Source organism: Lactiplantibacillus nangangensis (assembly GCF_005405065.1).
GTDB classification, from domain to species: domain Bacteria; phylum Bacillota; class Bacilli; order Lactobacillales; family Lactobacillaceae; genus Lactiplantibacillus; species Lactiplantibacillus nangangensis.
Window position 1 is genome coordinate 26,393 of sequence record NZ_BJDI01000019.1, and the last position, 24,058, is coordinate 50,450.

Annotated in this window: 18 protein-coding genes; 13 read left to right on the top strand and 5 right to left on the bottom strand. The window is 45.0% G+C overall.

The annotated features are described in order from the left end of the window. Window positions 1-130 precede the first annotated feature (130 nt). Window positions 131-352, bottom strand: a complete 222-nt coding sequence (locus FFM70_RS12855) for a hypothetical protein (protein WP_137617245.1) — start codon at window positions 350-352, stop codon at window positions 131-133. A gap of 180 nt (window positions 353-532) precedes the next feature. Further along, entirely contained in the window at window positions 533-1,522 is a 990-nt protein-coding gene (locus tag FFM70_RS12860; RefSeq protein ID WP_137617246.1) for an aldo/keto reductase, read from the bottom strand. Between the two features lie 394 nt (window positions 1,523-1,916). On the opposite strand from FFM70_RS12860, the gene FFM70_RS12865 reads away from it, so the two are divergent. Next, window positions 1,917-3,068, top strand: coding sequence for an RNA-guided endonuclease InsQ/TnpB family protein (locus tag FFM70_RS12865; protein WP_223877502.1), 1,152 nt, complete (start codon window positions 1,917-1,919; stop codon window positions 3,066-3,068). Window positions 3,069-3,382: 314 nt separating this feature from the next. On the opposite strand, the gene FFM70_RS12870 is transcribed toward FFM70_RS12865, so the two are convergent. Next, entirely contained in the window at window positions 3,383-4,018 is a 636-nt protein-coding gene (locus tag FFM70_RS12870; RefSeq protein ID WP_137617247.1) for a GyrI-like domain-containing protein, read from the bottom strand. Between the two features lie 16 nt (window positions 4,019-4,034). Continuing rightward, window positions 4,035-4,658, bottom strand: coding sequence for a histidine phosphatase family protein (locus FFM70_RS12875; RefSeq protein WP_137617248.1), 624 nt, complete (start codon window positions 4,656-4,658; stop codon window positions 4,035-4,037). 378 nt (window positions 4,659-5,036) lie between these two features. Between FFM70_RS12875 and serC the strand changes: the two genes are divergently transcribed. From serC to FFM70_RS14070, 7 genes are all read left to right on the top strand, one after another. Then, window positions 5,037-6,140 carry a 3-phosphoserine/phosphohydroxythreonine transaminase gene (serC, locus tag FFM70_RS12880; protein ID WP_137617249.1) on the top strand — a complete coding sequence of 368 codons (1,104 nt, stop codon included), beginning with the start codon at window positions 5,037-5,039 and terminating at the stop codon, window positions 6,138-6,140. Then, a complete protein-coding gene (locus FFM70_RS12885) occupies window positions 6,127-7,296 on the top strand; it encodes a phosphoglycerate dehydrogenase (RefSeq protein ID WP_137617250.1) in 1,170 nt (389 codons plus the stop codon). Before serC ends, FFM70_RS12885 begins: the two co-directional genes overlap by 14 nt. A gap of 9 nt (window positions 7,297-7,305) precedes the next feature. Beyond that, complete coding sequence (locus tag FFM70_RS12890; RefSeq protein ID WP_137617251.1) at window positions 7,306-7,740, top strand: GNAT family N-acetyltransferase; 435 nt, start codon at window positions 7,306-7,308, stop codon at window positions 7,738-7,740. A 167-nt stretch (window positions 7,741-7,907) separates the two neighbouring features. Then, window positions 7,908-9,578: a peptide ABC transporter substrate-binding protein gene (locus tag FFM70_RS12895; protein WP_137617252.1), complete on the top strand. Its 1,671-nt coding sequence runs from the start codon at window positions 7,908-7,910 to the stop codon at window positions 9,576-9,578. A 183-nt stretch (window positions 9,579-9,761) separates the two neighbouring features. Beyond that, a complete protein-coding gene (locus tag FFM70_RS12900; protein WP_137617262.1) occupies window positions 9,762-11,423 on the top strand; it encodes a peptide ABC transporter substrate-binding protein in 1,662 nt (553 codons plus the stop codon). Between the two features lie 286 nt (window positions 11,424-11,709). Beyond that, window positions 11,710-12,552, top strand: a complete 843-nt coding sequence (locus FFM70_RS12905; protein WP_137617253.1) for a helix-turn-helix domain-containing protein — start codon at window positions 11,710-11,712, stop codon at window positions 12,550-12,552. Window positions 12,553-12,642: 90 nt separating this feature from the next. Next, window positions 12,643-12,774: a hypothetical protein gene (locus FFM70_RS14070; RefSeq protein WP_263390610.1), complete on the top strand. Its 132-nt coding sequence runs from the start codon at window positions 12,643-12,645 to the stop codon at window positions 12,772-12,774. Window positions 12,775-12,860: 86 nt separating this feature from the next. Here FFM70_RS14070 and FFM70_RS12910 read toward each other — a convergent pair whose 3' ends face one another. Then, the gene (locus FFM70_RS12910) at window positions 12,861-17,069 is read right to left on the bottom strand and encodes a SpaA isopeptide-forming pilin-related protein (protein WP_137617254.1); all 4,209 of its coding nucleotides are present in this window, start codon (window positions 17,067-17,069) and stop codon (window positions 12,861-12,863) included. A 273-nt stretch (window positions 17,070-17,342) separates the two neighbouring features. Between FFM70_RS12910 and FFM70_RS12915 the strand changes: the two genes are divergently transcribed. The 5 genes from FFM70_RS12915 to FFM70_RS12935 all read left to right on the top strand — a co-directional run bounded on the left by FFM70_RS12915 (window position 17,343) and on the right by FFM70_RS12935 (window position 23,950). Continuing rightward, entirely contained in the window at window positions 17,343-18,527 is a 1,185-nt protein-coding gene (locus tag FFM70_RS12915) for an MFS transporter (protein WP_137617255.1), read from the top strand. A gap of 304 nt (window positions 18,528-18,831) precedes the next feature. Next, window positions 18,832-19,059: a hypothetical protein gene (locus tag FFM70_RS12920; RefSeq protein ID WP_137617256.1), complete on the top strand. Its 228-nt coding sequence runs from the start codon at window positions 18,832-18,834 to the stop codon at window positions 19,057-19,059. Window positions 19,060-20,110: 1,051 nt separating this feature from the next. After that, window positions 20,111-21,016 (top strand): LysR family transcriptional regulator, encoded by a 906-nt coding sequence (locus tag FFM70_RS12925; protein WP_137617257.1) that lies wholly within the window; start codon window positions 20,111-20,113, stop codon window positions 21,014-21,016. A gap of 320 nt (window positions 21,017-21,336) precedes the next feature. Continuing rightward, window positions 21,337-22,734 carry a Na+/H+ antiporter NhaC gene (gene nhaC / locus FFM70_RS12930; RefSeq protein WP_137617258.1) on the top strand — a complete coding sequence of 466 codons (1,398 nt, stop codon included), beginning with the start codon at window positions 21,337-21,339 and terminating at the stop codon, window positions 22,732-22,734. 301 nt (window positions 22,735-23,035) lie between these two features. Next, window positions 23,036-23,950: an NADP-dependent oxidoreductase gene (locus tag FFM70_RS12935; RefSeq protein ID WP_137617259.1), complete on the top strand. Its 915-nt coding sequence runs from the start codon at window positions 23,036-23,038 to the stop codon at window positions 23,948-23,950. Window positions 23,951-24,058: the final 108 nt, after the last annotated feature.

Genomic DNA, 24,058 nt, shown 5'->3' on the forward strand with positions numbered 1-24,058 from the left:
AGAGGAACTAATCCTCTACATACTCGATACTGTGAGCATAAGCTAGTAGTGTAGCAATGTCAAAAACAACTACTCAGAGACACAGATATACGATTTTGATTCATAAAATCCACTTTTTTTCCAAGCGTTTTTACCGCTGCCACCAAGGTTCTTTCAAAAAGGCAATCTCAGTCACATCGCTGATTTTCAGTTGATTGACCACGCCAGCTTGCTGATTCAAAAAAATATGATCCGTATCCACTGCCGCAATCAGCCCGCTTGGTCGCCGTCCATCCATCAAGGTCAACCGCACCACGCAATTCAATTCATAAGCTTGCAATAATGACGCTTCTAACGTCTTCAGCTGTTCCATTCAGATCACCTCATCGAAAATAATAGCTTAATCATAGCACATATTTAGAACGTGTGTTCGATATTTTAAATTACATTTTGATTACTTGTCCCCGTGTCAGTTAGCGCGGTGAAAACTGCTAAGAATTTTCTCAAAAATCCCCAGCGAAAAAGACGCCGGTGTGCAGCCAGCGTCTTTGAATTACCCTAAAATCTGTTTGATTTGCTTGACTTCATCATCACTAAAGGTCAACTGTTGTGTTGCCGCTAAGTTCGCGTGCAGATGGTCCACACTGGTCGTCCCAATAATGACACTCGTCACAGTCTCTGAACGTAACAACCAAGCCAATGCCATCTGTGCCAAGGTTTGACCACGTTCAATGGCGATTTTGTTCAAAGCATTCAATTGTTCGACCACCACATCGGCGCCCTTAGCCAATAAATACTTATTCGTCCGATGAATTGGAAAATCAGCCGGAATCCCATCCAAGTAACGTTGGGTTAAGAGTCCCTCTGCCAAGGGACCATAAGCGACTAACCCCGCGTTATTTTGGCCTAAGTAGTCCAGTAAGCCGGTAGTTTCCGCTTGGCGATTCAACATATTATACGAGACTTGGTTGACCGTAAACGGCGTATGCATATCGTTAAAATAGCCCACCATTTCCGCCGTCTGCGCTTGCGTATAGTTAGAAATACCGACATATAACGCTTTGCCTTGCCGTACTAACAAATCCAACGCTTGTGCGGTTTCTTGCAAGTCGATATTTGGATCTGGCCGGTGCGAGTAAAAGATATCGACGTAGTCTAGGTTCATCCGCCGTAAGCTCCGATCCAGTGAGCCCACCAGCGTCTTGCGTGAACCAAAAGCGCCGTATGGTCCTGGCCAAGCGGGATAGCCGGCTTTAGTCGTAATCACGAGTTCTTCGCGATACAGCTTCAAATCGCGCGCCAAAATTTTAGCAAACGTTTCTTCGGCGGAACCTTTTGATGGCCCATAATTATTAGCCAGATCAAAACTAAAGATGCCGTGATCAAAGGCGTCTAAAACGACTTGCCGTGAATTAGCAAACGGCGCTTCATCCCCAAAATTGCGCCATAGCCCTAATGAAATCGCGGGTAATTGTAAGCCCGTCTTACCGACCCGGCGAATTGGTAAGTCATTGTAACGTGTGGTTGCTGCAGAAAATGCCATGTTTGAAACCCTCCAGTGAGTTAGTTGATTAATTTTATTATAATCCAAAATAAAAAGGCAGTCCTCGCATTTCGTCAGGATTGCCTTCACTTAGGAGGAGGGAATCATCATCTAAAATATAGAAAAAGCGTTGGAATATGTAGAAGCGAATACCATGCACCTACAGAGAATATATATAGAGGTGGTGAGCTTGGTTATGATTAAGACTAGTGAATTGGCGTTACAATTCGAACACTGTACAAATTTACAATACGTCTCTCCCAAATAAAGTCGTGTATTTACACCAAAACAACCATCTTTGATGATCAAATCACTGACATTGTCCGTGATATAAATTATAATTAAAAGTGTACTTACAAACTAAAGAATGGCACTAATTTTGGCGGTGATGATGATGACGATTCGAACACAAAAGGTAAGGCTTTACCCCAACCATCATTTGGCAAAGGTGCTTGATAACCTCTGTGATTATCGGAGGTATTGCTGGAATGAGGGATTAGCAACCTGGAACGACATGTATGATTTATACACACTTGATTCAAATAATCCCCGTCCTAATACCTATTCAATTCGGAATGAATTAGTCGCGAATAAAGCTGATTGGCAGTATACATTATCAGCACGTACCTTACAATTAGCTGTGGCTGATTTAGGAAAAGCTTGGCAGAACTTCTTCGATAAATCACAACCTGATTGGGGTAAACCAACATTCAAGTCAAAAAACGCCGCGCGGCAAGGATTTAAAACCGACCGGGCTAAAATCATTGCTGGAAAACTTCGGTTGGATAAACCACGTGGGACTAAAGGTTGTTATAACATTATGCTAAGCAAACATGCGGATTTATCAGGTGTTCTGAAAGTGGTTAGTATTTATCGTGAAAATGGCAAATACTGGGCTAGTTTTTCTCTAGAAGTTGAACTTGATGCCAAACCGCGAACAGGTAACAATTCAGCTGTTGACGTGAATGTTGGTCATCTAACCTATACTGCCGGTATTGTTAATACCTTACCAAAACGATTACGTCAGTTATATCAACGGATCAAGTTTTACCAAAAGCAGTTAGCTCATAAATGCGTCATGAATGGTAATAAAGCAACCAAGAGTGGTCGTTACGTTGCAATGAGAGCCAAATTACAACGTGATTATCGCAAAGTTGCTAATGTCCAACATGACATCATGCAAAAGTTTACAACAAAGCTAGTCAACGATTATGATACAATCGTGATTGAAAATTTGGCTGTCAAAGCGATGCAGATGAGCCACGTTGCTTCTAAAGGCTTACAACGGTCAATGTTTGGTTATTTTCGACAGATATTAACTTATAAATGTGACTGGTATGGCAAAAAGCTGATACTGGCGGATCGACAATATCCTTCGACTCAGCGCTGTTCAAAGTGTGGATATACTAAATCAGGGAACGATAAAATCACGCTCCAAGGAAATTCGACACATCAAACTAAGCATAGTGAATATGTTTGTTATAGTTGTGGTGCAATACTTGATCGTGATGAAAATGCGGTTGCTAATTTACTGGCCTTAATCTAAAAAATAATAACTTAACGGGGCTGGCTAAGTCCTTAAACTGTCATAGTTGGTCAATGTGATTACTCCCCAGTGGAATATCGGAATACCGGCGTAATAACGGCAGTAAGCAAAATTTAGAAAGGAAATATGTAACCTTTCTGAATGTAGAAATCAGTCATGTTTTTCTACATTTCTCCATATTTTGCATAGCAGTTTACAGATATGTGATGTCTGCTGTTGCTGCTACTTGGTGACTCAAACTTGGGTCCGAGAGCAACAGGCTAGGGTGACCCAAGTCAACTTCATGTCCATTGTAGGACCAAATTGCGGATTCGTTAAGCTTTTGGTGTTGTCATTAACCAACGGAGGACCGTTTTGCGTTTGGCGGCCACTGTTCGTCGTGGATCTGACAAATAGATTTCTTTATGTGCCAACGTCCGCCGAGTCCAGTCATGTTCGGCAGCATAAGTCGCTAACCGCTGGAAGGTCGCGGGTTCATCATCAAAATCGCCAACGTGCAAAATCTGTAAACAATCGCCATCCGTTAACGTTTCAAAGGTCACTGCTGTTAACAACGGATTAGCCTTTTTAGCTGCGACCCGGGCCAAATTTTCGGCGGCTAAGGTTGGCGTCACAAAGTCCGGCTGGCGCAACATGAGCTTGTAGCTTAAATCTGCCTTATCAAAGCTGCCATCTGGCCGCACATCTGCCGGGTCCAGTGTCCATAAGCCTTCTAGTGGAAAAACTGTATACTCATAATAACCAGCTGGGGTGATCCCGTTTTTCGGCATCATGCGAATCCCATACGCCGCTTGATACAACGCCCCAGTTCGCGCGCCAAACTCTGGTTCGTTCGGGTCGCCATGACCGCTGATCGTGTAATAGTTAAATGCGGGAACGTTTAGCGGCGTCGGCACAGCCTTGGGTAAATACAACGCCTGATCCTGTTTGCGCCATTCATATTTTGTCATGCGATTCTGCCCCCTCCTAATAGCCCACTTGGCGATTATAGTACGTTAAAAAAGCACGGTTCAGTGTCGGTGCGACGGTAATTTTGGTCACGCTCGTATTCTCTGGTTCCGGAATGCTCATTGGGTCGGTTGGCTGTAGGATTGCCAACGCCATGGCCTTGACTGTAAAACCGTGGGTCACCACAATAATTTTTTCATTTGGAAACCGTTGCGCCGTCGTCATTAAAAAGTCCCGTGCGCGGGCGACGACTTGTTCAAACCGTTCCCCCTTAGTCGCCACCTCAACGTAACTTGGCAACACATCTTGTAACGCTTGATCAAAATATTGTGGGTAGGCCGCTTGTAACTTCGCGTTCTGTTGCCCATCCCATTGACCATACGAAATTTCTAATAACCGGTCATCCGTTTTAATCGGCAACCCGCGACCATGATTCAAAATTGCGGCAGTTTCTTGGGTCCGCGCTAAGGGACTACAAATCAATTGATCCGCAAAACTGATATCAAATGCCGCTTGTAGTGCTTGGGCTTGTTGCTCACCAACCGCGTTCAAATGTGTGATGGCGGTATTAATAGTCCCTTGCTTCAAATCTTGCGCATTAGCGGTGGTTTGCCCATGACGCACAATATAAAAAATTGTCATTTCGTTACGACCTCACTTTAAAATTAATATTTCGTTAAAAACGATTGTCTATTTCTAATCCTTATCGTAATTATTCTAATTTTTCGTCTTGACAAAAGTTTACCAACTTGGTAAATTTAAGGCAATGAAATTTTGGGAGTGGTCAGTATGTTTATCAATCGTAATGCTAACTTAATCGTCTCCTCCTGGTCAACACAAACAGCTGTGTCGGCCTAATTTCGTTTGACTTAAAACGGCCCGACACGGATGTTACCTAACATTCGATGACGAGGGCCGCACCATTACTGAAATCAACAGTCCTCGTGGTCAATGATGACCATTGGGACTTTTTTTGTGGTTAATCATCATCGTCTAAATTTTGAAAGTGAGGATTTTTTTATGTCAACGTATAACTTTTCCGCTGGCCCAGCAGTCATGCCAAAACCAGTTATTGCCCAAATTCAGGCTGAATTACCGTCATTTCAAGGCTCCGAAATGAGTATCATGGAGATCTCCCATCGCTCTCAGCTATTTGACCAGGTGATTAACGAGGCCGAAGCTGACCTGCGTGACCTGATGCAGATTCCCGACAACTATCGCGTGCTCTTTTTCCAAGGCGGCGGCACCTTACAATTCACTGCCGCACCTTTGAATCTCGCCACCAAGCACCATCACATTGGCTTACTAGATAGTGGTCACTGGGCTAGCCGGGCCGCCGAAGAAGCCCGACGCGTCAACACTCAAGTTGATATTCTGGGCACCGCGGCACCGACACATTTTACGACGCTCCCACGCTTGAACAAACCGGTCGATCAAACGCTGGATTACGTCCACATCACAACGAATAACACGATTGAAGGAACTGCGTATACGGCCTTACCTGAAACTGGTCAAGTTCCGCTAGTCGCTGACATGTCCTCCAACTTTTTAGGCCAAGTCTACAACGTCAATGATTTTGGCATGATCTTTGCGGGTGCGCAAAAGAACTTAGGTCCGGCCGGATTAACGATCGTCATTGTCCGCGACGACTTGATCGGACACGCTAAGCAGTTACCAAGCATGCTCGATTATCAACTATTTGCCGACAAACGGTCAATGTTCAATACGCCACCCGTCTTCGCGATTTACGCGGCCGGACTGGTCCTGAAATGGCTCAAAGCGCAAGGTGGGCTCAACGTCATCGAACAGCGTAACCGCGTGAAAGCAAACTTACTCTATGACTTTTTGGACCAATCGACCTTATTCAATTGCCAAGTCAAGCCAGCCGACCGGTCACTGATGAACGTCCCGTTTGTCACTGGTAACCCTGACCTAGACGCACAAGTGATTGCCGGTGCAACCAAACACGGACTATTGAACTTAAAAGGTCACCGTTTAGTCGGCGGTATGCGGGCAAGCCTATATAACGCCATGCCACTCGCTGGTGTTCAGGCCCTCGTCGATTATCTCGCTGCTTTCGAAGCTGACCATGCTAAAGGAGAATTCGAAAATGTATCAAATTAAAACTTATAACGCAATTGCCCAAGCTGGGCTTGCAACTTTCACTAACAACTATGCTTTAAATCAATCGGACCAACCAGACGCTTACTTGATTCGGTCGGTCGACTTACATCATCAGACTTTTCCAAAGTCCCTCAAAGTGATTGCCCGTGCCGGTGCCGGCGTCAATAATATTCCCCTAGACGTCGCCACCGCGAACGGGACGGCTGTTTTCAATACGCCTGGGAGTAATGCCAACGCCGTCAAAGAACTCGTGATCGCCTTACTCGTCATCGCGTCCCGCAATTTAATGGCGGCTGCTGACTACTCCGCTGAACATACCGAAGCCGACGTTTCACAACGGACAGAACACGATAAGACTAAGTTTAATGGGTCCGAACTGCTCGGCAAAACTTTGGCCGTCGTCGGTTTAGGCCACGTAGGTTCACTCGTGGCCAATGCTGCACTCAGTCTGGGCATGCACGTTATCGGCTACGATCCTTACTTGTCAGCAGATGCCGCCTGGAATATTTCTAAACAAGTTCAACGCGCCGCAACTATGGAAATAGCTGTTAAAAATGCCGATTATGTCACCGTCCACGTCCCTAAAAATGACGATACGCTAAACCTGATCAGTGCCACAGACCTCGCGGCAATGCCAACTGGCGTCCAATTATTTAATTACTCGCGCGGCGGCATCGTCGATAACGGCGCTGTCTTGGACGCACTCGCGACTGGGCGCGTGGCCCATTACTATACCGACTTTGGTGAACCGCGGCTAGCCAACCAAGCAGCCGTCACAGTAACCCCACATATTGGTGGCTCAACGATCGAAGCCGAAGTGAACGGTGCGACCCAAGCAGCACGGACAATCATGACTTATTTGGAGACTGGTAACGTGCAATACGCCATCAATTTACCCGCTTTGAACGTTCCCTTTAACGCCGCTTACCGTTTCACCGTTATTCACCAAAACGTGCCTAATATGGTCAGCCAAATCACGTCAAAATTAGCGGATGCGGGTTTGAACATTGCCACCATGGCAAACGCCGCGAAACAACAGACCGCGTACACGATTATCGACGTGGACGACTTGGACCACGAAAGTAGCCAACAACTCATTGACGCGCTAAATAAAATTCCAGCAGTCTATCGCGTTCGACTGTTAATCCATCAATAAGGAAATCGTATGCAAATCGAAACGCTAAAACAGCCGACTGAAACCCAGCTTGACCAATTGATGACCATTTGGCTAGCTGGCAATTTGACCGCCCATGCCTTTGTCAAAGCAGACTATTGGCGCAAACAACTACCAGCCGTTCGTGCGGCCCTACCGACAGCTCGTTTGACGATTGCCACTGAGGCCAACCAAATCATCGGGTTTATCGGCCTCCAAGGCAACTATATTGCTGGCATCTTTGTCGCCGCCACCGCCCAAAAAAACGGTGTTGGAACGGCATTATTAGCCACAGCTAAGACGCAACAGCCTAAATTACAATTAGACGTCTACGTTGCTAATCGCGTCGCCGTCGCTTTTTATCATCACAGTGATTTTCAAGTCCACCGCCAAACAATCGATAAGGCGACACACCAACCTGAATATCAGATGCGCTGGCATCGTTAATCAGGATTGCTAATCAAGCCCCAACCCCTACTCATGCTTAGTGTGACAAGGTGTTGGGGCTTTCGATTTTAACCGACAAAAAAATTATTAATTTTGAAATTGATTTTAATCATTCTCTAATGTATTCTCATCCTTGTATCCTAACTAGGATTCAAGGGGGAATCATTATGACCTGGAAAATGATTGAAACGGCAGCAACAGTCACCGCTTCGGTGGGGCTATTACTGGCTGGTTGTGGTAGCAAACAAGCAAGTTCTAGTAGTGGTGAAAATGGTGGCAATTTAACGGGAAATATGGCTAAATCACAAGTTTTGAATTGGTCTGAAAATGGCCAAGATATTACAACTTTGGATTCGTCACTCGCCACCGACGTCATTAGTAGTACGATGATCAGTAACTCTGAAGAAGGTTTGTATCGTTTAGGGAATGATAGCAAGGTCACCCCGGGGATCGCAACGGCGACTACTGTCTCAAAAAATAAATTAGTTTATACGTTTACACTGCGTAAAGACGCTAAATGGAGCAATGGCGATCCGGTTACGGCGGACAATTTCGTTTATGCCTGGCGGCGGACAGTCAATCCTAAGACCGCGTCACAATACGCCTACCTCTACTCTGGCATTAAAAACGCCGATAAAATTACCGCTGGTAAAGCGAATGTCGACACTTTAGGCATCAAAGCGGACGGCAAGTATAAGTTAACGGTCACGCTCGAAAAGCCATTGGAATACTTCAAGTTATTAATGGGCTTTGACGTCTTCTTCCCGAAAGATCAAAAAGTGGTTCAAGAATACGGCAAAGATTATGGGACCAGTTCAGCTAAGATGGTCTACGATGGGCCATTTAAGATGACGGGCTGGAAAGGGACTAACTCAACTTGGACCCTAGTTCGCAACAACAGTTATTGGGATAAGAAGCATGTGTACTTAGACAAGATCAACGACCAAGTGGTTAAATCAACCACGACCGCGTTTAACTTGTTCCAGAGCGGTAAGTTGGATATGGCGACCTTGTCTGGGCAACAAGTCAAAGGTGAAAAGAATAACAGTAAACTCTTGATCCGCAAGACATCGCGCCTGAATTATTTGGAATTCAACGAAAAGAAAGTGCCAGCGCTAGCTAACACCAAGTTACGGCAAGCCATGTCCTTAACTTTGGACCGCAAGCAATTAGTCACCGATGTTTTGGGTGATGGCTCCGTGGTTCCAAAAGGCTTCGTCACCAACGGCTTAGCCAAAGACCCTTCAACTGGCAAAGACTTTGCATCCGAAAACGCGATTGCCGGCTCAACCGATTACAATCCAACTAAAGCCAAAAAGCTTTGGGAGGAAGGTTTAAAGGAAACTGGTAAGAAGACGCTGACCTTAGCCTTAACGCATGACGATACCGACCAAATGAAGGCCCTCTCCGAATACGTTCAAGGCCAATTGGAAAAAGATTTGCCAGGCTTGAAGATCACCAGCATTACATTGCCTTACAAGACCCGTTTAGCACGTGAGACTGCTGGCAACTTCCAGTTAGTCATCTCGGCATGGCAAGCGGACTTCTCTGACCCAATCTCAGACCTTGGCATCATGACTACCAACAACAGCTACAACTTCGGTCACTGGGCCAACGCCAACTATGACGCGGCTGTAAAAGCTGCGAATGCGACGACCAGCACGCCGGAACGTTGGGAAGAAATGTCTAAGGCTGAACGGATCATTGGGACAGACGAAGGCGTCGCACCATTATCACAAAACGTCATCGCTCAAATGCTCAATCCTAAATTGAAAGGGCTCGTCTACAATACTGCGGGCTTGGATTACAACTTCAAGAGTGCTTACATGGCTAAATAAAATTTTTTATATTCAATCAACGCCCGGAAACCAGCCTTTCCGAGCGCTTTTTGATCAAAATGTGAAAAAGAAATGTTGATTTTAATCTATTTTTAATGTATTCTCATTGTCATATCATAAACAACTGCTATCGCCATTAAGTCACTCACAACGACAGCACACATAAAAAGGGGCATACATATGATGAAATGGAAAACAGTTTCTACTGCCGTAGTGGTTACCGCCGCGGCTGGCTTTTTGCTCACCGGTTGCGGGAGCCAATCAAAATCAACGACTAGTTCTAGCACCACTAGCGGGAAGTTAGCAAAAATACAAGTCTTAAATTGGTCTGAAAATGGCCAAGACCTCTCAACCTTGGACCCATCGTTGGCTGTTGATGTCATTAGTGGGACGATGATCAACAACTCGCAAGAAGGCCTTTATCGCTTAGGCAAAAATAGCCAAGCCACTCCCGGCATTGCGACCGGCACTAAAGTTTCTAAGGATAAGCTAACCTACACCTTCACGTTACGCAAGAACGCCAAGTGGAGTAACGGCGATAAAGTGACCGCAAAAGACTTTGTCTATGGCTGGCGGCGGACCGTTGATCCTAAGACGGCTTCACAATACGCCTACCTCTATTCCGGTATCAAAAACGCGGACAAAATCACGAACGGTAAGGCTAAAGCCTCAACCTTGGGGATCAAAGCCGATGGCGATTACAAGTTGACCGTGACGCTGGAAAAACCCATCCAATACTTCAAACTTTTGATGGGGTTCGTGGTCTTCTTCCCGCAAAATCAACACGCGGTTGAAAAGTATGGTAAGCAATACGGTACGAGCTCAAGTAAGATGGTCTATAATGGGCCGTTTAAGATGACGGGCTGGCAAGGAACGAACTCTACCTGGACCTTGGTTAAAAACAACAACTACTGGGACAAGCAGAACGTTCATTTGACGAAGATCAAGGATCAAGTCGTTAAATCTACGACGACCGCCTTCAACCTCTTCCAGAGTGGCAAGCTCGACATGGCCACCCTCTCCGGCCAACAAGTTAAGAATGAAAAGAACAACAGCAAGCTCGTCATCCGCAAATCGTCACGCTTGAACTATTTGGAATTCAACCAAAAGAAAGTTAAAGCGCTCAGCAACACGAAGCTTCGCCAAGCAATGTCTCTAACCTTGAACCGGAAACAATTAGTCAATAACGTCTTAGGTGATGGATCCGTGACGCCTAAAGGATTCGTCACGGCGGGACTAGCCAAAGACCCAACCACCGGCAAAGACTTTGCTAGCGAAAATGAGGTAACCGATTCTGTCAGCTATGACACTACCAAAGCCAAGAAGCTCTGGAAAGCCGGTTTGGCTGAAGTTGGCAAGAAGAAGCTGACTTTAACTTTGACGCATGATGATACTGACCAGATGAAGGCTCTTTCCGAATATCTTCAAGGTCAATTAGAAAAGGAACTGCCTGGCTTAACCGTCAAGAGTGTCACCGTTCCTTACAAGACACGGATTGCGCGTGAAGTCGCTGGTAACTTTGAATTGGTCATCTCCGCCTGGCAAGCCGACTTCGCCGATCCAATCTCTGATTTAGGGATCATGACCTCGACGAACGACTACAACTTCGGAAAATGGACTAACAAGTCCTTCGATGAAGCCATCAAGACGGCTAACAGTACGACTAGCACCAAAGCACGTTGGGCAGCCTTAGTCAAAGCCGAAAAAGAAATCGGTACGGACCAAGGTGTCGCACCACTCTCACAAAACGTGGTCGCACAAATGGTCAATCCTAAGTTGAAAGGCTTGGTTTACAACACTGCCAGTATCAACTACAACTTTAAAGAAGCCTACATGGCTAAATAGTTAATTTGTAAAAAGACGTCTGGAAATGATTCCAGGCGTTTTTTGGTAGCGCTAAGCGTTGGTCAACTAATTAACTAGCCGAATAAAATAAACACATTTTAGTAATGTCCTGTTATATAATTAAATCATTACTGACTTTAGTCGTCAGCAGGTCGTTCGCCTGACAAACAGTTTTTGAATGCGATTTCAATGCCGTCAAATAAGCATTAGTCCGTTTAATTTAACTTGTCGTGCAGCACCAAGTCTGCTAAAGTTAATTCGATAACCTTTAAGGGGGGTCATTCACTTGAACATTGAACTATTCATCGCCCGCCGGAAGGCTCTAGGCTTGTCACAAAAAGCATTGTCAGCGGGAATTTGTACTCAAGCAACGTTAAGTAAATTTGAAAACAACGGTAAAGCGCCTGCGATTCGGATTGTGGCGCAACTCTGTCAACGACTACATTTACAACTAGAAGACGTCTTTCCAACCGAACGCGTGGCCGACGCCGCCGTTTTAACCGAAATGGAAAAGATCGAGTTCGACCTCATCACTAGTGAATATGCGGATGCCGAAAAGCGGTTAGACAAAATTGCGGATGAACCACGGCACGATTTAGAAACCAAGCTACAATACTGTTTTCTCAAGGGTTACGTCGCTGCTTTAAATCAACATCCAATTAGCGACGTGCTTTTTAACTTTGATCAAATTATTACTGATTTAGATGAGCCGCACGCGACAATTTACACCCAACTGGCCTATTGTGGCACTGGGATTGCTTATCAAAATAACCATGAAGCAGATAAGGCTCAGTATTACTTTGAAAAAGTTCGCCATGCACTGCCCAATTTATCACTCGAGACCACAGCAAGTGTTTGGCGTGTCATTAACTTGGCCTACTATACGGGGAACTTTTACGCTAGCATCGGTGAAACCGCCCAAAGTGAAAAGCTACTCGCCTACGCAATCAAGATTTGTGCGCGTTTCCATGTCACTTTCTACGTGGCTAAGGTTAAGTTCCTACAAGCACAATTAAGCATTGAACCAGCCAGAACTACGGAATTGCTTAATGATGCGACGGCCTTTGCACGGATCAACAATAATCGTCAATTAATTAAGAAAATTTCAAGTTTCTCAAAATCACGTTAAGCCCTGACTTATTAATTGCAACTGGCGCAAATATCGCCTAAGCTGTAGGTAACAAGCGGAAATGGTTTAGACGGTAAGGAGGTCCTGCACATGTTATTAGCAGGTTTATTAGCGGCCGCTGGGCTCGCCGCAGTTGCAGGTGTTGTCGCCGGCAATCGCGTCCCAGCAGCACAACCAGTAAGAGTACGACACGATGAACGCTCAGGCCAAAATCGTCGATAATTTAATCGTCAGATAATCAAAAAACAGCTCGTTAGGATTGAGCATAATCCCGACGAGCTGTTTTAGTGTCCTGTTATTCTTTAAAACTAAGCACGCACGCGCCGAGCCACTTCATAGCCAGTCAATAAGCACATTAACCAACCAATCAAGACTAACCAAACTGAATTTGACTCATCAGTTTGTGGTAGCGTCTGGGTTTTTTGCGATGTTTCACGTGTAACATTTTTTGCAGCGTCCTCAGTTTTAGTCGGTTTCACCACAACTGTTGGTGTCACCTGATCAGCAACAACTACCGGTTTCGTCGACATCACCGGACGAACTGGCGCCGGTGTTACTGGCGTTGGTTTGTTTGGCGTTGTTGGTATCGGTGTTACAGGTACTGTTGACTTATTAGGTTCCGCTGATTTGCCAGGTTCAACCGGTTTGCTGGGTTCAACCGGCTTGCCGGGTTCAACTGGCTTGTCAGGTTCAACCGGTTTGTCAGGTTCAACTGGTTTCACCGGTGGAATCACCGTATTGGCTACTGTCAACTCAACTAACGTCTGGCTTTCAGTCAAAACAACTCGTTGCGATTGTGCGTTTAGCTGATAACCAGCTGGCGCCTTAGTCTCAATCAACGTGTAAGTGCCAACCGTCAAATCTTTAAACGTTAATTGTCCAGCAACATCTGTAATGCCAGAAACAACCACCTTGCCATTGGCATCAATTAAGTCAAATTCTGCACCAGCTAATCTAGCCTTAGTTGCACCGTCAACCTTGGTAATCGTTACACTACCCGTTGGCACAACTACTGGTGCTGCATCATCTTTTACTGTGACAACAGCTTGGTAATTATTCGCTGACTGAATCAAAACTGTTTGAGAGTCATGATTTAGATCATAACCCGCTGGTGCTTTGGTTTCACGTAACGTGTAAGTGCCAATTGCTAAATCTTTAAACATTAATTGACCACTTACATCAGTGATTCCAGAAACAATCACCTTACCATTGACATCAATTAAGTCGAATTCTGCACCAGCTAATCTAGCCTTAGTTGCACTGTCAACTTTGGTAACCGTTAAGCTACCTGTTGGCACAACTACTGGTGTCGCATTATCTTTAACTGTGACAACGGCTTGATAATCATTGCCTGAATTGATCAAAATTGTTTGAGAGTCAGCATTTAGATCATAACCTGTTGGCGCTTTGGTTTCACGCAACGTGTACGTTCCAATTGCCAAATCTTTAAACGTTAATTGACCGCTAGCATCTGTCGTTCCAGAAGCAACAACTTTACCAGTGTTATCAGTTAACTCGAAGGTCGCATCAGCTAATTTAGTATTAGTGACACTATCGATTTTGGTAATCGTTAAACTACCTTTGATTGCGTCATCTTTAACTGTCACAATGGCTTGATAATTATTGGCACTGTCAATCGCCACCGTTTGAGTTTCAGTAGCCAACTTATACCCGGTTGGCGCTGAAACTTCGCGCAGTGTATATGTGCCAATTGCCAAGTTTTCAAACGTTAATTGACCACTAACATCTGTCGTTCCTGAAGCAACAACTTTATCATTCGCATCAATTAATTCAAAGGTCGCACCAGCTAATTTTACATTAGTTGTGCCGTCAACTTTAGTAATCGTTAAACTACCTTTGATCGCATCATCTTTAACGGCAACCGTTGTTTGATAATGATCAGCTGCATTGATTGTCACTTTTTGTGGCTTGAATGTCAGTTGATAATCCATTGGTGCCTTAGTTTCACTTAAGAGATAGGTTCCAACAGTCAAATTGTCAAAAATTAATTGACCATCTAATCCAGTGGTTCCAGTTGCAACCACGTTGCCCTTATCATCCGTCAAAGTAAATTCGGCACCGCTTAAAACAGCTCCCGTAGCCGTATCGGTTTTCGTAATCGTGACATGACCTGTGGGTTCTAGTTCATCGGCAACTGTCACAGTAGATTGATAGTTAGTTTTACGATCTAGCTCAACCGTCTTAGTCTCAGGATTTAATAAGTACCCCGCTGGCGCTTGTACTTCTTGCAAAGTGTAAACACCTTGAGCTAGTCCCGTGAATTTCGCTTGACCAGTGATGTCGGTGGTTTGCGTTTGAACGACCTGACCACTAGCATTGGTCAACGTGAAAATTGCACCAGCCAAAGCCTGATCACCAGCAACATTAGTCTTCGTAACCGTTAACGTCCCCGTTTGATACGTGTTCGTTAACTCGATTGTGCCATCGCTAGCAGTAGCTTGTGCGCCGACATAGCCCGTCAAGTCGTCTTCGACCACTCGATAAGTTATCTTTTTACCGTTAGCATCCGTGGTTGCCAAGCCGTTAAATGATCCTTGATAACCGCCGGCTGAAGTTAACGTCACTGTTTGCACCGGCGTCGTTTCTTCACCACGATACAATTTCACGGTAACATCTGGTGTCGTGACACCGGCTGGAACAGCTTTCCAAGTCTTAATTACTTTGAGATTGGTCGTTAGGATTTTAGTGTCCTTAACGGTCTGTGAAACAATACCACTAATGGCAGAATCCTCACTGATCACGATTGACTGTGGCGTCTTGTTCAAGAGATAACCAGTTGGTGCCGTCGTTTCAACAAGCACATATGTCCCTGCTGCCAAATTGGTAAATACAATTTGACCAGTAGCGTTTGTCACTGCACCGGCTTGTAAGACTGTCCCGTCAGTTGTTTGCAACTGGTAGGTGGCACCTGGGACTGCTACGCCAGTCACGGAGTCTATTTTGCTGACCATTAAACTGTATGTCTTCCAATCAGCAGAACCACTCCCGCCGAAACCATAAGAAGGGTTGGCATTCACAGTCTGTGAGTTATCTGGCGTATTACCGCCATCACCATCACCGCCACCGGGATTGGTTGTTCCTCCGGTATCAGGATCAGTGGCATCCGCTGGCGTGTAAGTTGCACTCGCACTGTTCGTGTAAGTGTGACCAGGAATCATGACGACCGTGTACCAAATATTAATCGCAGTCGTTATGTTTCCCAGATTCATCTTCATTTGGTTCCCAATGACACTAACCGTCACGTTTGCATCTTCAGCACCATCCGCAGGTACAAACTTATCCGTATCAAAATCATAAGTTCCCAATTCTGCAGATTTTACAAATTGCCCATTCACATAAGCGCCTTTTTCAAAAGTAATCACACTATTATGTGTCTGGTACTGGCCCAAACGATCAACAATTTCCACATTATCCCATTTTTCACTACCAAGATTTGCAACAACTTGCCAAACCATGTCCGAGTTATTATTCGGATCAACCCAGCCAACTTTGTTAATCTTGGCAGAATCATCACCGACCTTCATATCTGTACCAGTAACATAAAAATCAAATTTACCACTACGACTGGAAGCCGGATACTCTTCAAAATAACTATTGAACGTTAAGGTTCCTGTTTGGGACCCTGCCGCAGCACTAAATTTTCCAATCATTTTGCCTGCCGGATTTGTAATATCTAAATCCGTCGTTCCAGTAGTAAACAACACATTCTTCGGTAATGTCAGTGTCGCAGTATCTCCAGTTCTAATTGTCACATCGTCATCAATCGACCAATTATAATGAGCCTTATAGCCTTCATAAAAGCCCAAAACATCACTGGCGCTATAAATTTTACCATCACTGTCGGTGACAGTTGCATCCGCAGCAGTCATGCCATGAACCGGAATTTCAGCCTTGGCAACCAACGTCGCCAACCGAGTAAAGCTGAGTTTAGACACGCTAGCTTTCGATTGAATCGCCATGGACTTCAACTGCGATCTTGAGCCTTTTTGACTCGTCGTCACCGCCGAATATTGGGTCGTTGTCGACTGTTGGTTCTGGCGCTCAGCACTACTAGATTTTGCCTTAGCTTGAACTTGCGCCGAACTACTTTGGCGCTGACTAGCGCTAGCCGTCGAAACACTGCTGACGAATTTGGCTGGGTCCGTCGTATCGGACTTGGTCGAACTCGTGCTAGCAGCGCTCGTCGTGGCGGTCACTGAGGCGGTCGAACTAGTTGACGCAGAACTGGCGCTTTGGCTAGTCGATGCCGCCACTGTACTAGAACTGGTTGAACGATACTGACTTTCAGCACTGCTCCCGCGTAGTGCCACCGTTTTTGCCGGTGTCACCGCACTTTTACTAGTCATCGTGGCATCACTCGTCGTTTTGGCGGTTGTTGTCACCGTGGTATCAGCTTTCGCAGCAGTGGTACCCGTTGCTAACAAAGTTAACAAGGTCGCAGTTCCTGCTAAGAAAACGGTCAAACGTTGATGAACTCGATTGTTATTTAATCGCATCTCTTTCCCTCCCTTCTGATTTAGATTTATGATGGTTAAGCTAATTCAACATTAACCCAGCCACCTAATTATAAGCCAACTTAGATGAGCATAACAATGATTACAGTTAAATATCGTCAATCTAATTAACCATTATGCTGATTCAAGCTACTATTTTTCGTAATAATCGCGTTCTAGCCATGTTTTTAGCCTAATTTTCGCCATCATCCCTAGTAAACAACTGACTATAGTACAATTAGATTATGACGATATTAATAGAGAGGTCAGATTTTAATGAATAAATACCGCTGGCAAGCCAGCGTCTTAGTTTTAGTCTCATTTATGTTAGGCTGTAACGAATTTATGGTCGTTGGCGTGATTTCTGATATTGCCAAATCCTTACAAGTAACTGTTGCCGCCGCGGGATACTTGGTCACAATTTTTGCCGTTGTCTACGCAATCAGTACACCGATCGTGACGCTATTTGCCAATCGCTTTGATCGGTACCGGACATTAATGGTGCTGATGGTGCTTTTCTTCATTGGCAACACTGCCAGTGGCTTCGCAACCAGCTATAACTGGTTTTTAGTGTCACGACTCCTAACAGCGGCCGTTGCTGGGACGATTGAATCTTTGATCACGCTCTTTGCCAATGATTTAGCACCACGTCATAAACGCGCGATTTTGATTTCTTGGATTGCAGCGGGTTTCAGTATTGCTTCCGTCATTGGCTTACCCATCGGTACTGCCATCAGCACTGCCACGAGTTGGCATATGGCATTTCACCTCATTTCAGTGCTGAGCTTACTGACTTGCATTGCGCTCGCAATAATTTTGCCACGACAGCTACCCAAAGCACCAGCTAGCCATTTAAAAGGTCAACTCGTTCTCCTAACCGACCGCCGCATTACGCTAGGTGCGGTATTGATTCTCTTTTCAGCAGCGGCCTTTTACGCTTACTACACTTATATCCGGCCGCTACTCACCACTGCTTTGGGTTTTAATACGACCGAACTAAACTGGCTACTCTTTGTATTAGGACTCATGAGTATTTTGGGCAACCGACTTTCTGGCACCGTTGCTGAACGCCACGGGTTAACGACTTTACCACGATTCTACATCGTCGATATCGTCCTCTTGTTATTATTACCGCAAGCAATGAAAAATCAAATTACCGGCATGGCCGTTTTTCTAATTTTGGCACTGATCATCTGTGTCCAAAGCTCGCCAGTCCAGATTCATTTCTTGGATGTGGCAGAAGCCGACTATCCACAAGCCACTCTACTGGCCGCCTCCCTGAATGCCATTTTCTTCAACATTGGCATCTCCGTTGGGTCCGCGACGGCAGCTGGTGTCTTAGCACATGGTGGTTTAACACGTTTAGGTTACGGCGGCGCGTTTTTTGCTGGACTAGCGCTAATCACTATTCTGACCTTAAATCACTTGCTTAAACATCAATCAACCGAATCAAATCGATAAATGACTTACTAAAGAAGTTGAAAGTGACAAATTACGCGTAAACCCAGTTATGCCAGAATTGGTGTCCTACGAGGGACGGTGCCAGCTAGAATGCAGTCTTGTGGTTTTAAGCAAGGCTTCCAGGCTTGACCCGGTCCCTCGGCCGCATGTTATCGGCAACAACCGGAAGCGGCAATCTTTCGTTATCTGATGATTAACTGAAAATTAAATTTCAGTCAAACAAATTGACTTGCAAACGCTCTCGCATTTATAATTTTGCAAATTGGTAAGTAAGTTCATTCGGATAACTGAGAGGAAAATTGATTTGGATCGAAAATTCATTATGGTCAACGGTCGCTTGATCTTCGCGTTGATCAGTGTCATCGGTGCCGCCATGATTACCCTGCGTGACAATCCCGCTACCCTTTATGCCACCTTACGACTGTATTTAGCCGGGATGGTCGTCTTAGGTATCGGCCTCGATATTTTTGGCCGCATTAAATTACAAGCATTAGCAACGGACGAAAATGATGACGAAAATCATCAGAATTGATTTTAAGTATGGAACAAAATTCAAAAAGCCAATCAGAAACATCAAGAGATGATTTCCGATTGGCTTTTGCTATCCTGATGGTCGAAATGATTATTACAAACATTTATGTTCACTTAACGAACATTAACACAAAGTGCATTTTGTAGGCATTTATAATTTTTAGGTATTATAATAATTTATGTTCGGTTGAATTATCATTATAAATGGTTTATTGTCAAATTGTGGTCTAATTCTGCTAAGACTTACTAACGACCTAGCAGCGTCACTTTAAGTCACCCCCTTTAACTAATAAGCTAGCCTTATGACAGCTCAAATGGACCTTAGCTTTTTCAAGCGTGCTTTGATCCGTCATTTTAAATGACCATTAGGCACTTTTATCGTTTCAAGGGGTTAACTTTAGTTCGAGCTATTTCGGTGAAGGAACGCTAAAATGAAGATAAGCCTTACTGCCGACTAAGGCCACACTAGGCGCTTTCAATTATCAGTCGATATATGACAGCCCTTTAACTGATAAAAATAATTTATAACACATTTTATCAATCATGGATTTTATCACTAATCACTAGTTAAAGCGCTATCATGCGATAACTTTTTCTTATCACTTAAACCCATTAATCTTTCTACTGGTGGTTAATAATGGTCACACTTAATTAGGTCTTTTTAGACTAAATTTTGATAAATTAATTAATATTGGGACTGTTGTTGCCATAATATATGACAACCCCTTAACCGATAAGTTAACCTAATAGTCATTTTCACCAACACCTAGCACATCCGGGATCAGCTCAAGTTAAGTCAAAAGAATATTAGTAAGCGTTATCAAAAACGGCTAACTCCAGTTTCCTCGTTTTTTCGTCAGACTAACGACCAGACTTATTTAGTTTATCAGTGGTATGATTAATCAGTAACTTATATTATTAAGGCGGTAAAGTAACCTGCCGTCTTAATTAATAAAAGGATTGATAAACGCCACTTAACAGCAAGTTTGCTTAATAAAGTTACCGCTAAGTATCACTTAACATCAATAATTTTTATGGAGGCTGCATTTTTCATGAACATTAAGGATCTGTATTACTTCCAGCGTCTAATCAGTACTCAAAGTTACACTCAAACGGCTGCTGATTTCCATGTCAGTCAGCCCACCATCTCGCAAGCCATCAAGCGCTTAGAGCGTCATTTCCAAACGACGCTCTTCTTCCGTCAGGCCAAGACCAAAGCTTTAGTCCTGACGCCAAGCGGGCAGCAACTTTTATTAGCTTCTAACGATATTATCTCCAATTGGCAACACGTCAACGAATCCATCGGTCACTTGCGTCAACACACGTTACGCCTAGGCGTTGAACCAGCCGTTGGCGAACACTATTTGCCAGCTTTAACCAAGCCAATCATTGCACAGGACCTTTTAAGCAGCGTTCATACGGTTGAAATGGGCGCCAATCAGTTAGTTAAACAAGTGCTCGGTGGTCAGCTTGATTTGGCGATCAGTGGTAACTTGGACCAAACGTTGGATGAACGCTTGGCAGTTACGCCCCTTCGCCCATTCAAATTTAAGATTTTAGCGAGTCCGCGACATCCGCTCGCGCAAGTAGAACATCCAACTTTCAAAGAGGCGTTAAAGTCCCCATTTGTCATCTTGAACGCCACTTACTTGAACAAACTGGTCTTCCATCAATTGGCGGAACAACTTTCAATTGAACCACAAGTGTTATTTGAATCCGACAACAGCACTTTAATCAGTGGCTTAGTCCGAGAGAACTTAGCGTTGGGCTTCATTTCCGATATCGCCACGCCACCAGATGATGACTTAATTGAGATTCCAATTGAAGACGTCCAAGTTCCTAGCGTCCATATTAATTTGATCCGGCGCGCCCACCAATTTCCGATTGGACTATTCAAACAAATCATGGATATTGTGGAACAAACCTTTAACGATGATGCCGCGCAAGTTAAAGACTAGTCCTTGACGGTGGCAATTGTTCATGCTATCATCGCAATTAACTTCATAGCGAACGATAAAACTACTTTCAAGTAGGATAAACACTGTGCGTCAGGAAGTCGGTGGTTGCTGCGAACCGATCAGGTGTTTCATCATGAAATACGGTAGTTCACGTCCGGGGTCACCCGGCGGATCATCTAGCGGCCGTTACCAGCTAGCGAGTGGAGAGGCGTCTGGCCTTTCAAGCTGGGTGGTACCACGGTCTAATCAATCGTCCCTGTTGCATTTATTGTAACAGGGACGATTTTTTTGTAAAAAAATTTAGAGGAGTGGTTAAAAAAATGAAAAATACAGCTAATTGGCGGCCGGTTCATTTGCCGGAAGCCTTAACGGTTTTACTGATTATGTTGGCAATTATGGGATTGGGTGTCATTAAATTTGGACTGTCGCCGCAGACCCCAGTAATTCTAGTCATTGCACTGGTTATTTTGTGGGGACGGGTCCGCGGTGCCAACTGGGATGACATTCATGGTGGGATTATTGATGGCATCAAAACTGGGATTATTCCAATTTTTATTTTCTTATTAATTGGGGCCCTGATCAGTGTTTGGATTGCGGCCGGGATTATTCCATCTATGATGGTCTTCGGGTTCCATTTGATCTCAGCGCAATGGTTCGTCCCATCAGTCTTCTTAGTTTGTGCAATTATCGGGACTTCCATTGGGAGTGCCTTCACGATTATTTCCACCATTGGGATTGCCTTATTTGGGATTGGAACCACTATGGGTATCAATCCGGCCTTGATTGCCGGAGCAATTATTTCTGGGGCTATTTTTGGCGACAAAACGTCCCCACTCTCCGATTCGACCAATTTAGCGGCCGCAATTGCTGAAAGTGACCTGTTTGACCACATTCGTAACTTAATGTGGTCAACGATCCCCGCTTTTATCGTCTCACTGATCGGCTACACGATTCTCGGCGCTGGCGCCGCCACTGAGACCCATCTTGGCAAAATCAACACGACCTTAGCCGTACTCAATCAGAATTTCACGATTAGCTGGTGGGCCGCTTTGCCGCTGATTTTAATGCTCATTTGTGCCTTACGGAAAATCCCGGCGATCGCCACCTTATTAATGAACATTACCTTAGCAATCGTGATGATCTTTGTTCAGAATCCCCACACCCCGCTCACCAAAATTGCGACGATGATCGAAACCGGCTTTGTTTCTAAAACCGGCAACGCCAGCGTTGACCAGTTGCTCTCACGGGGTGGCATCAGCGCGATGATGGGCACCGTCTCCTTAATCCTTTTAACCTTATCTTTAGGGGGACTATTGATGCGTTTCAATTTGATTCAAACTGCGATGGTGCCACTCGCAAAACGACTACAAAACGCTGGCATGACTGTTACCGCGACCATCTTAGCCGGTATCGGCGTCAACATCTTCGTTGGGGAACAATACTTATCAGTCATTTTACCCGGCAAAGCGTTTAAAAAGACGTTTAATGAGCAAGGCTTGGCAAATCTAGCCTTAAGTCGGGTGCTTGAAGACGGTGGAACCGTGATCAACTACTTGATTCCATGGGGAGTTGCTGGAGCTTTCGCAGCCAATACGTTAGGTGTTTCCACCCTCGCCTACCTGCCATTCTGTTTCTTTAGTTTATTATCACCCGTTTTCTCAATCATTAGCGGCTTCACCGGTTGGGGATTGAAACGACAAAAGCCAGCTAAAGCTTAAGCTAGTCGTTTCCGCCTCTGGGTGCCGCTGATAACAGGCGGTCGTGGGACCGGGGCCAGCCTGAGAAACGTCGGCCCCCTCGCCCGCATGCACTCAACAACAACCGGAAGCGGCAATTATTGACTATCTCTCATAACCCCAATCAATCCAGCATAAAGCCATAACCCAAATGCAAGCAAAGGAACTTACTAAGTTAGTCAGTAAACACAAGCTCGAATCCGATGGTCGTGACTTGTGATTATCACCGTCCCCCCGCTACAATTAAGTTGCAGGAATTTCTTTATCAAGGAGGGGGAACAGGATGCTTGCATATGGTTATCGAAAATTTGGGGGACCCGCCGTTTTTGAAACAATTGATCAACCGGCTTTAAAGCCGACTGCCAATCAGGTGGTGATTGCGACTTTAGCAGTCAACTTAAACGATGAGGATCGAATTGAACGCTTAGGCGCCAATGTATCGACGCCATTACCAATGATCCCCGGCCACGATGTTGTTGGCCGCGTGGTTCAAGTTGGCGCCGCAGTCACGGACTTACCAGTTGGCACACTGGTGGCAGCTCATACAGAACACGCTTACGCCGAACAAGTTTGTTTGGACGCTGACAGTACCGTTACCGTGCCGGATAATTTATCCCCGACACAAGCTGTCAGTTTGATTACACCCGGCATTACGGCTTATAAAGCGGTGCGTTATTTTGCTGATGTACAACCAGATCAAACGGTCATCGTCAAAGGCGCCGCTGGCGGGGTTGGTTCACTGGTCGTCCAACTTTCAAAACGCGTGGGCGCAAAAGTTATTGCCATCGCCAGCCAAAAACATGCGGATCGATTGACCGCATTAGGCGTCGACCAATTCGTCGCCTATGATCATCAGGACCCCGCACACGTCTTAGCAGACTGTGGGGATGTCATCATTAATGTGGCCTTGAATGGCGTCGATGGCAAGGCTGACTTAGCCATGGCTAAGTTTGACGCGACGATTGCGTCAGTGGCTGGCAGCTTACCAGCGACGAGTAAATCTATTCGCTTCCGGTCGATTCACGCCACGAATGCGATCTCTGATCAGGCAGCCTTACAAATGTTATTTAAATTACTCAGTATTGGTCAGTTACAGACTAATATCGGCTATCATTTACCCTTTAGCTTGGCAGGTTTTATCGAAGGCCACGAGTTATTGGATCAGCCTCATAACGGTCGTATCGTCATTGAAAAGTAACTGAAAAGGTCCCTACCAAACCAACCATTAGTTTGTACTAGTCCCTGTCAAGTTGACAGATGAAATAATATAATTTTGCGAGTGTTGCTTAAGCGGCTTCACTGCGGT

What these genes read in the sequence shown, in the direction of transcription:
- FFM70_RS12855 (WP_137617245.1), bottom strand. Translation starts at nt 352, where the DNA reads ATGGAACAGCTGAAGACGTTAGAAGCGTCATTATTGCAAGCTTATGAA.
- FFM70_RS12860 (WP_137617246.1), bottom strand. Translation starts at nt 1,522, where the DNA reads ATGGCATTTTCTGCAGCAACCACACGTTACAATGACTTACCAATTCGC.
- FFM70_RS12865 (WP_223877502.1), top strand. Translation starts at nt 1,917, where the DNA reads ATGACGATTCGAACACAAAAGGTAAGGCTTTACCCCAACCATCATTTG.
- FFM70_RS12870 (WP_137617247.1), bottom strand. Translation starts at nt 4,018, where the DNA reads ATGACAAAATATGAATGGCGCAAACAGGATCAGGCGTTGTATTTACCC.
- FFM70_RS12875 (WP_137617248.1), bottom strand. Translation starts at nt 4,658, where the DNA reads ATGACAATTTTTTATATTGTGCGTCATGGGCAAACCACCGCTAATGCG.
- serC (WP_137617249.1), top strand. Translation starts at nt 5,037, where the DNA reads ATGTCAACGTATAACTTTTCCGCTGGCCCAGCAGTCATGCCAAAACCA.
- FFM70_RS12885 (WP_137617250.1), top strand. Translation starts at nt 6,127, where the DNA reads ATGTATCAAATTAAAACTTATAACGCAATTGCCCAAGCTGGGCTTGCA.
- FFM70_RS12890 (WP_137617251.1), top strand. Translation starts at nt 7,306, where the DNA reads ATGCAAATCGAAACGCTAAAACAGCCGACTGAAACCCAGCTTGACCAA.
- FFM70_RS12895 (WP_137617252.1), top strand. Translation starts at nt 7,908, where the DNA reads ATGACCTGGAAAATGATTGAAACGGCAGCAACAGTCACCGCTTCGGTG.
- FFM70_RS12900 (WP_137617262.1), top strand. Translation starts at nt 9,762, where the DNA reads ATGAAATGGAAAACAGTTTCTACTGCCGTAGTGGTTACCGCCGCGGCT.
- FFM70_RS14070 (WP_263390610.1), top strand. Translation starts at nt 12,643, where the DNA reads ATGTTATTAGCAGGTTTATTAGCGGCCGCTGGGCTCGCCGCAGTTGCA.
- FFM70_RS12910 (WP_137617254.1), bottom strand. Translation starts at nt 17,069, where the DNA reads ATGCGATTAAATAACAATCGAGTTCATCAACGTTTGACCGTTTTCTTA.
- FFM70_RS12915 (WP_137617255.1), top strand. Translation starts at nt 17,343, where the DNA reads ATGAATAAATACCGCTGGCAAGCCAGCGTCTTAGTTTTAGTCTCATTT.
- FFM70_RS12925 (WP_137617257.1), top strand. Translation starts at nt 20,111, where the DNA reads ATGAACATTAAGGATCTGTATTACTTCCAGCGTCTAATCAGTACTCAA.
- nhaC (WP_137617258.1), top strand. Translation starts at nt 21,337, where the DNA reads ATGAAAAATACAGCTAATTGGCGGCCGGTTCATTTGCCGGAAGCCTTA.
- FFM70_RS12935 (WP_137617259.1), top strand. Translation starts at nt 23,036, where the DNA reads ATGCTTGCATATGGTTATCGAAAATTTGGGGGACCCGCCGTTTTTGAA.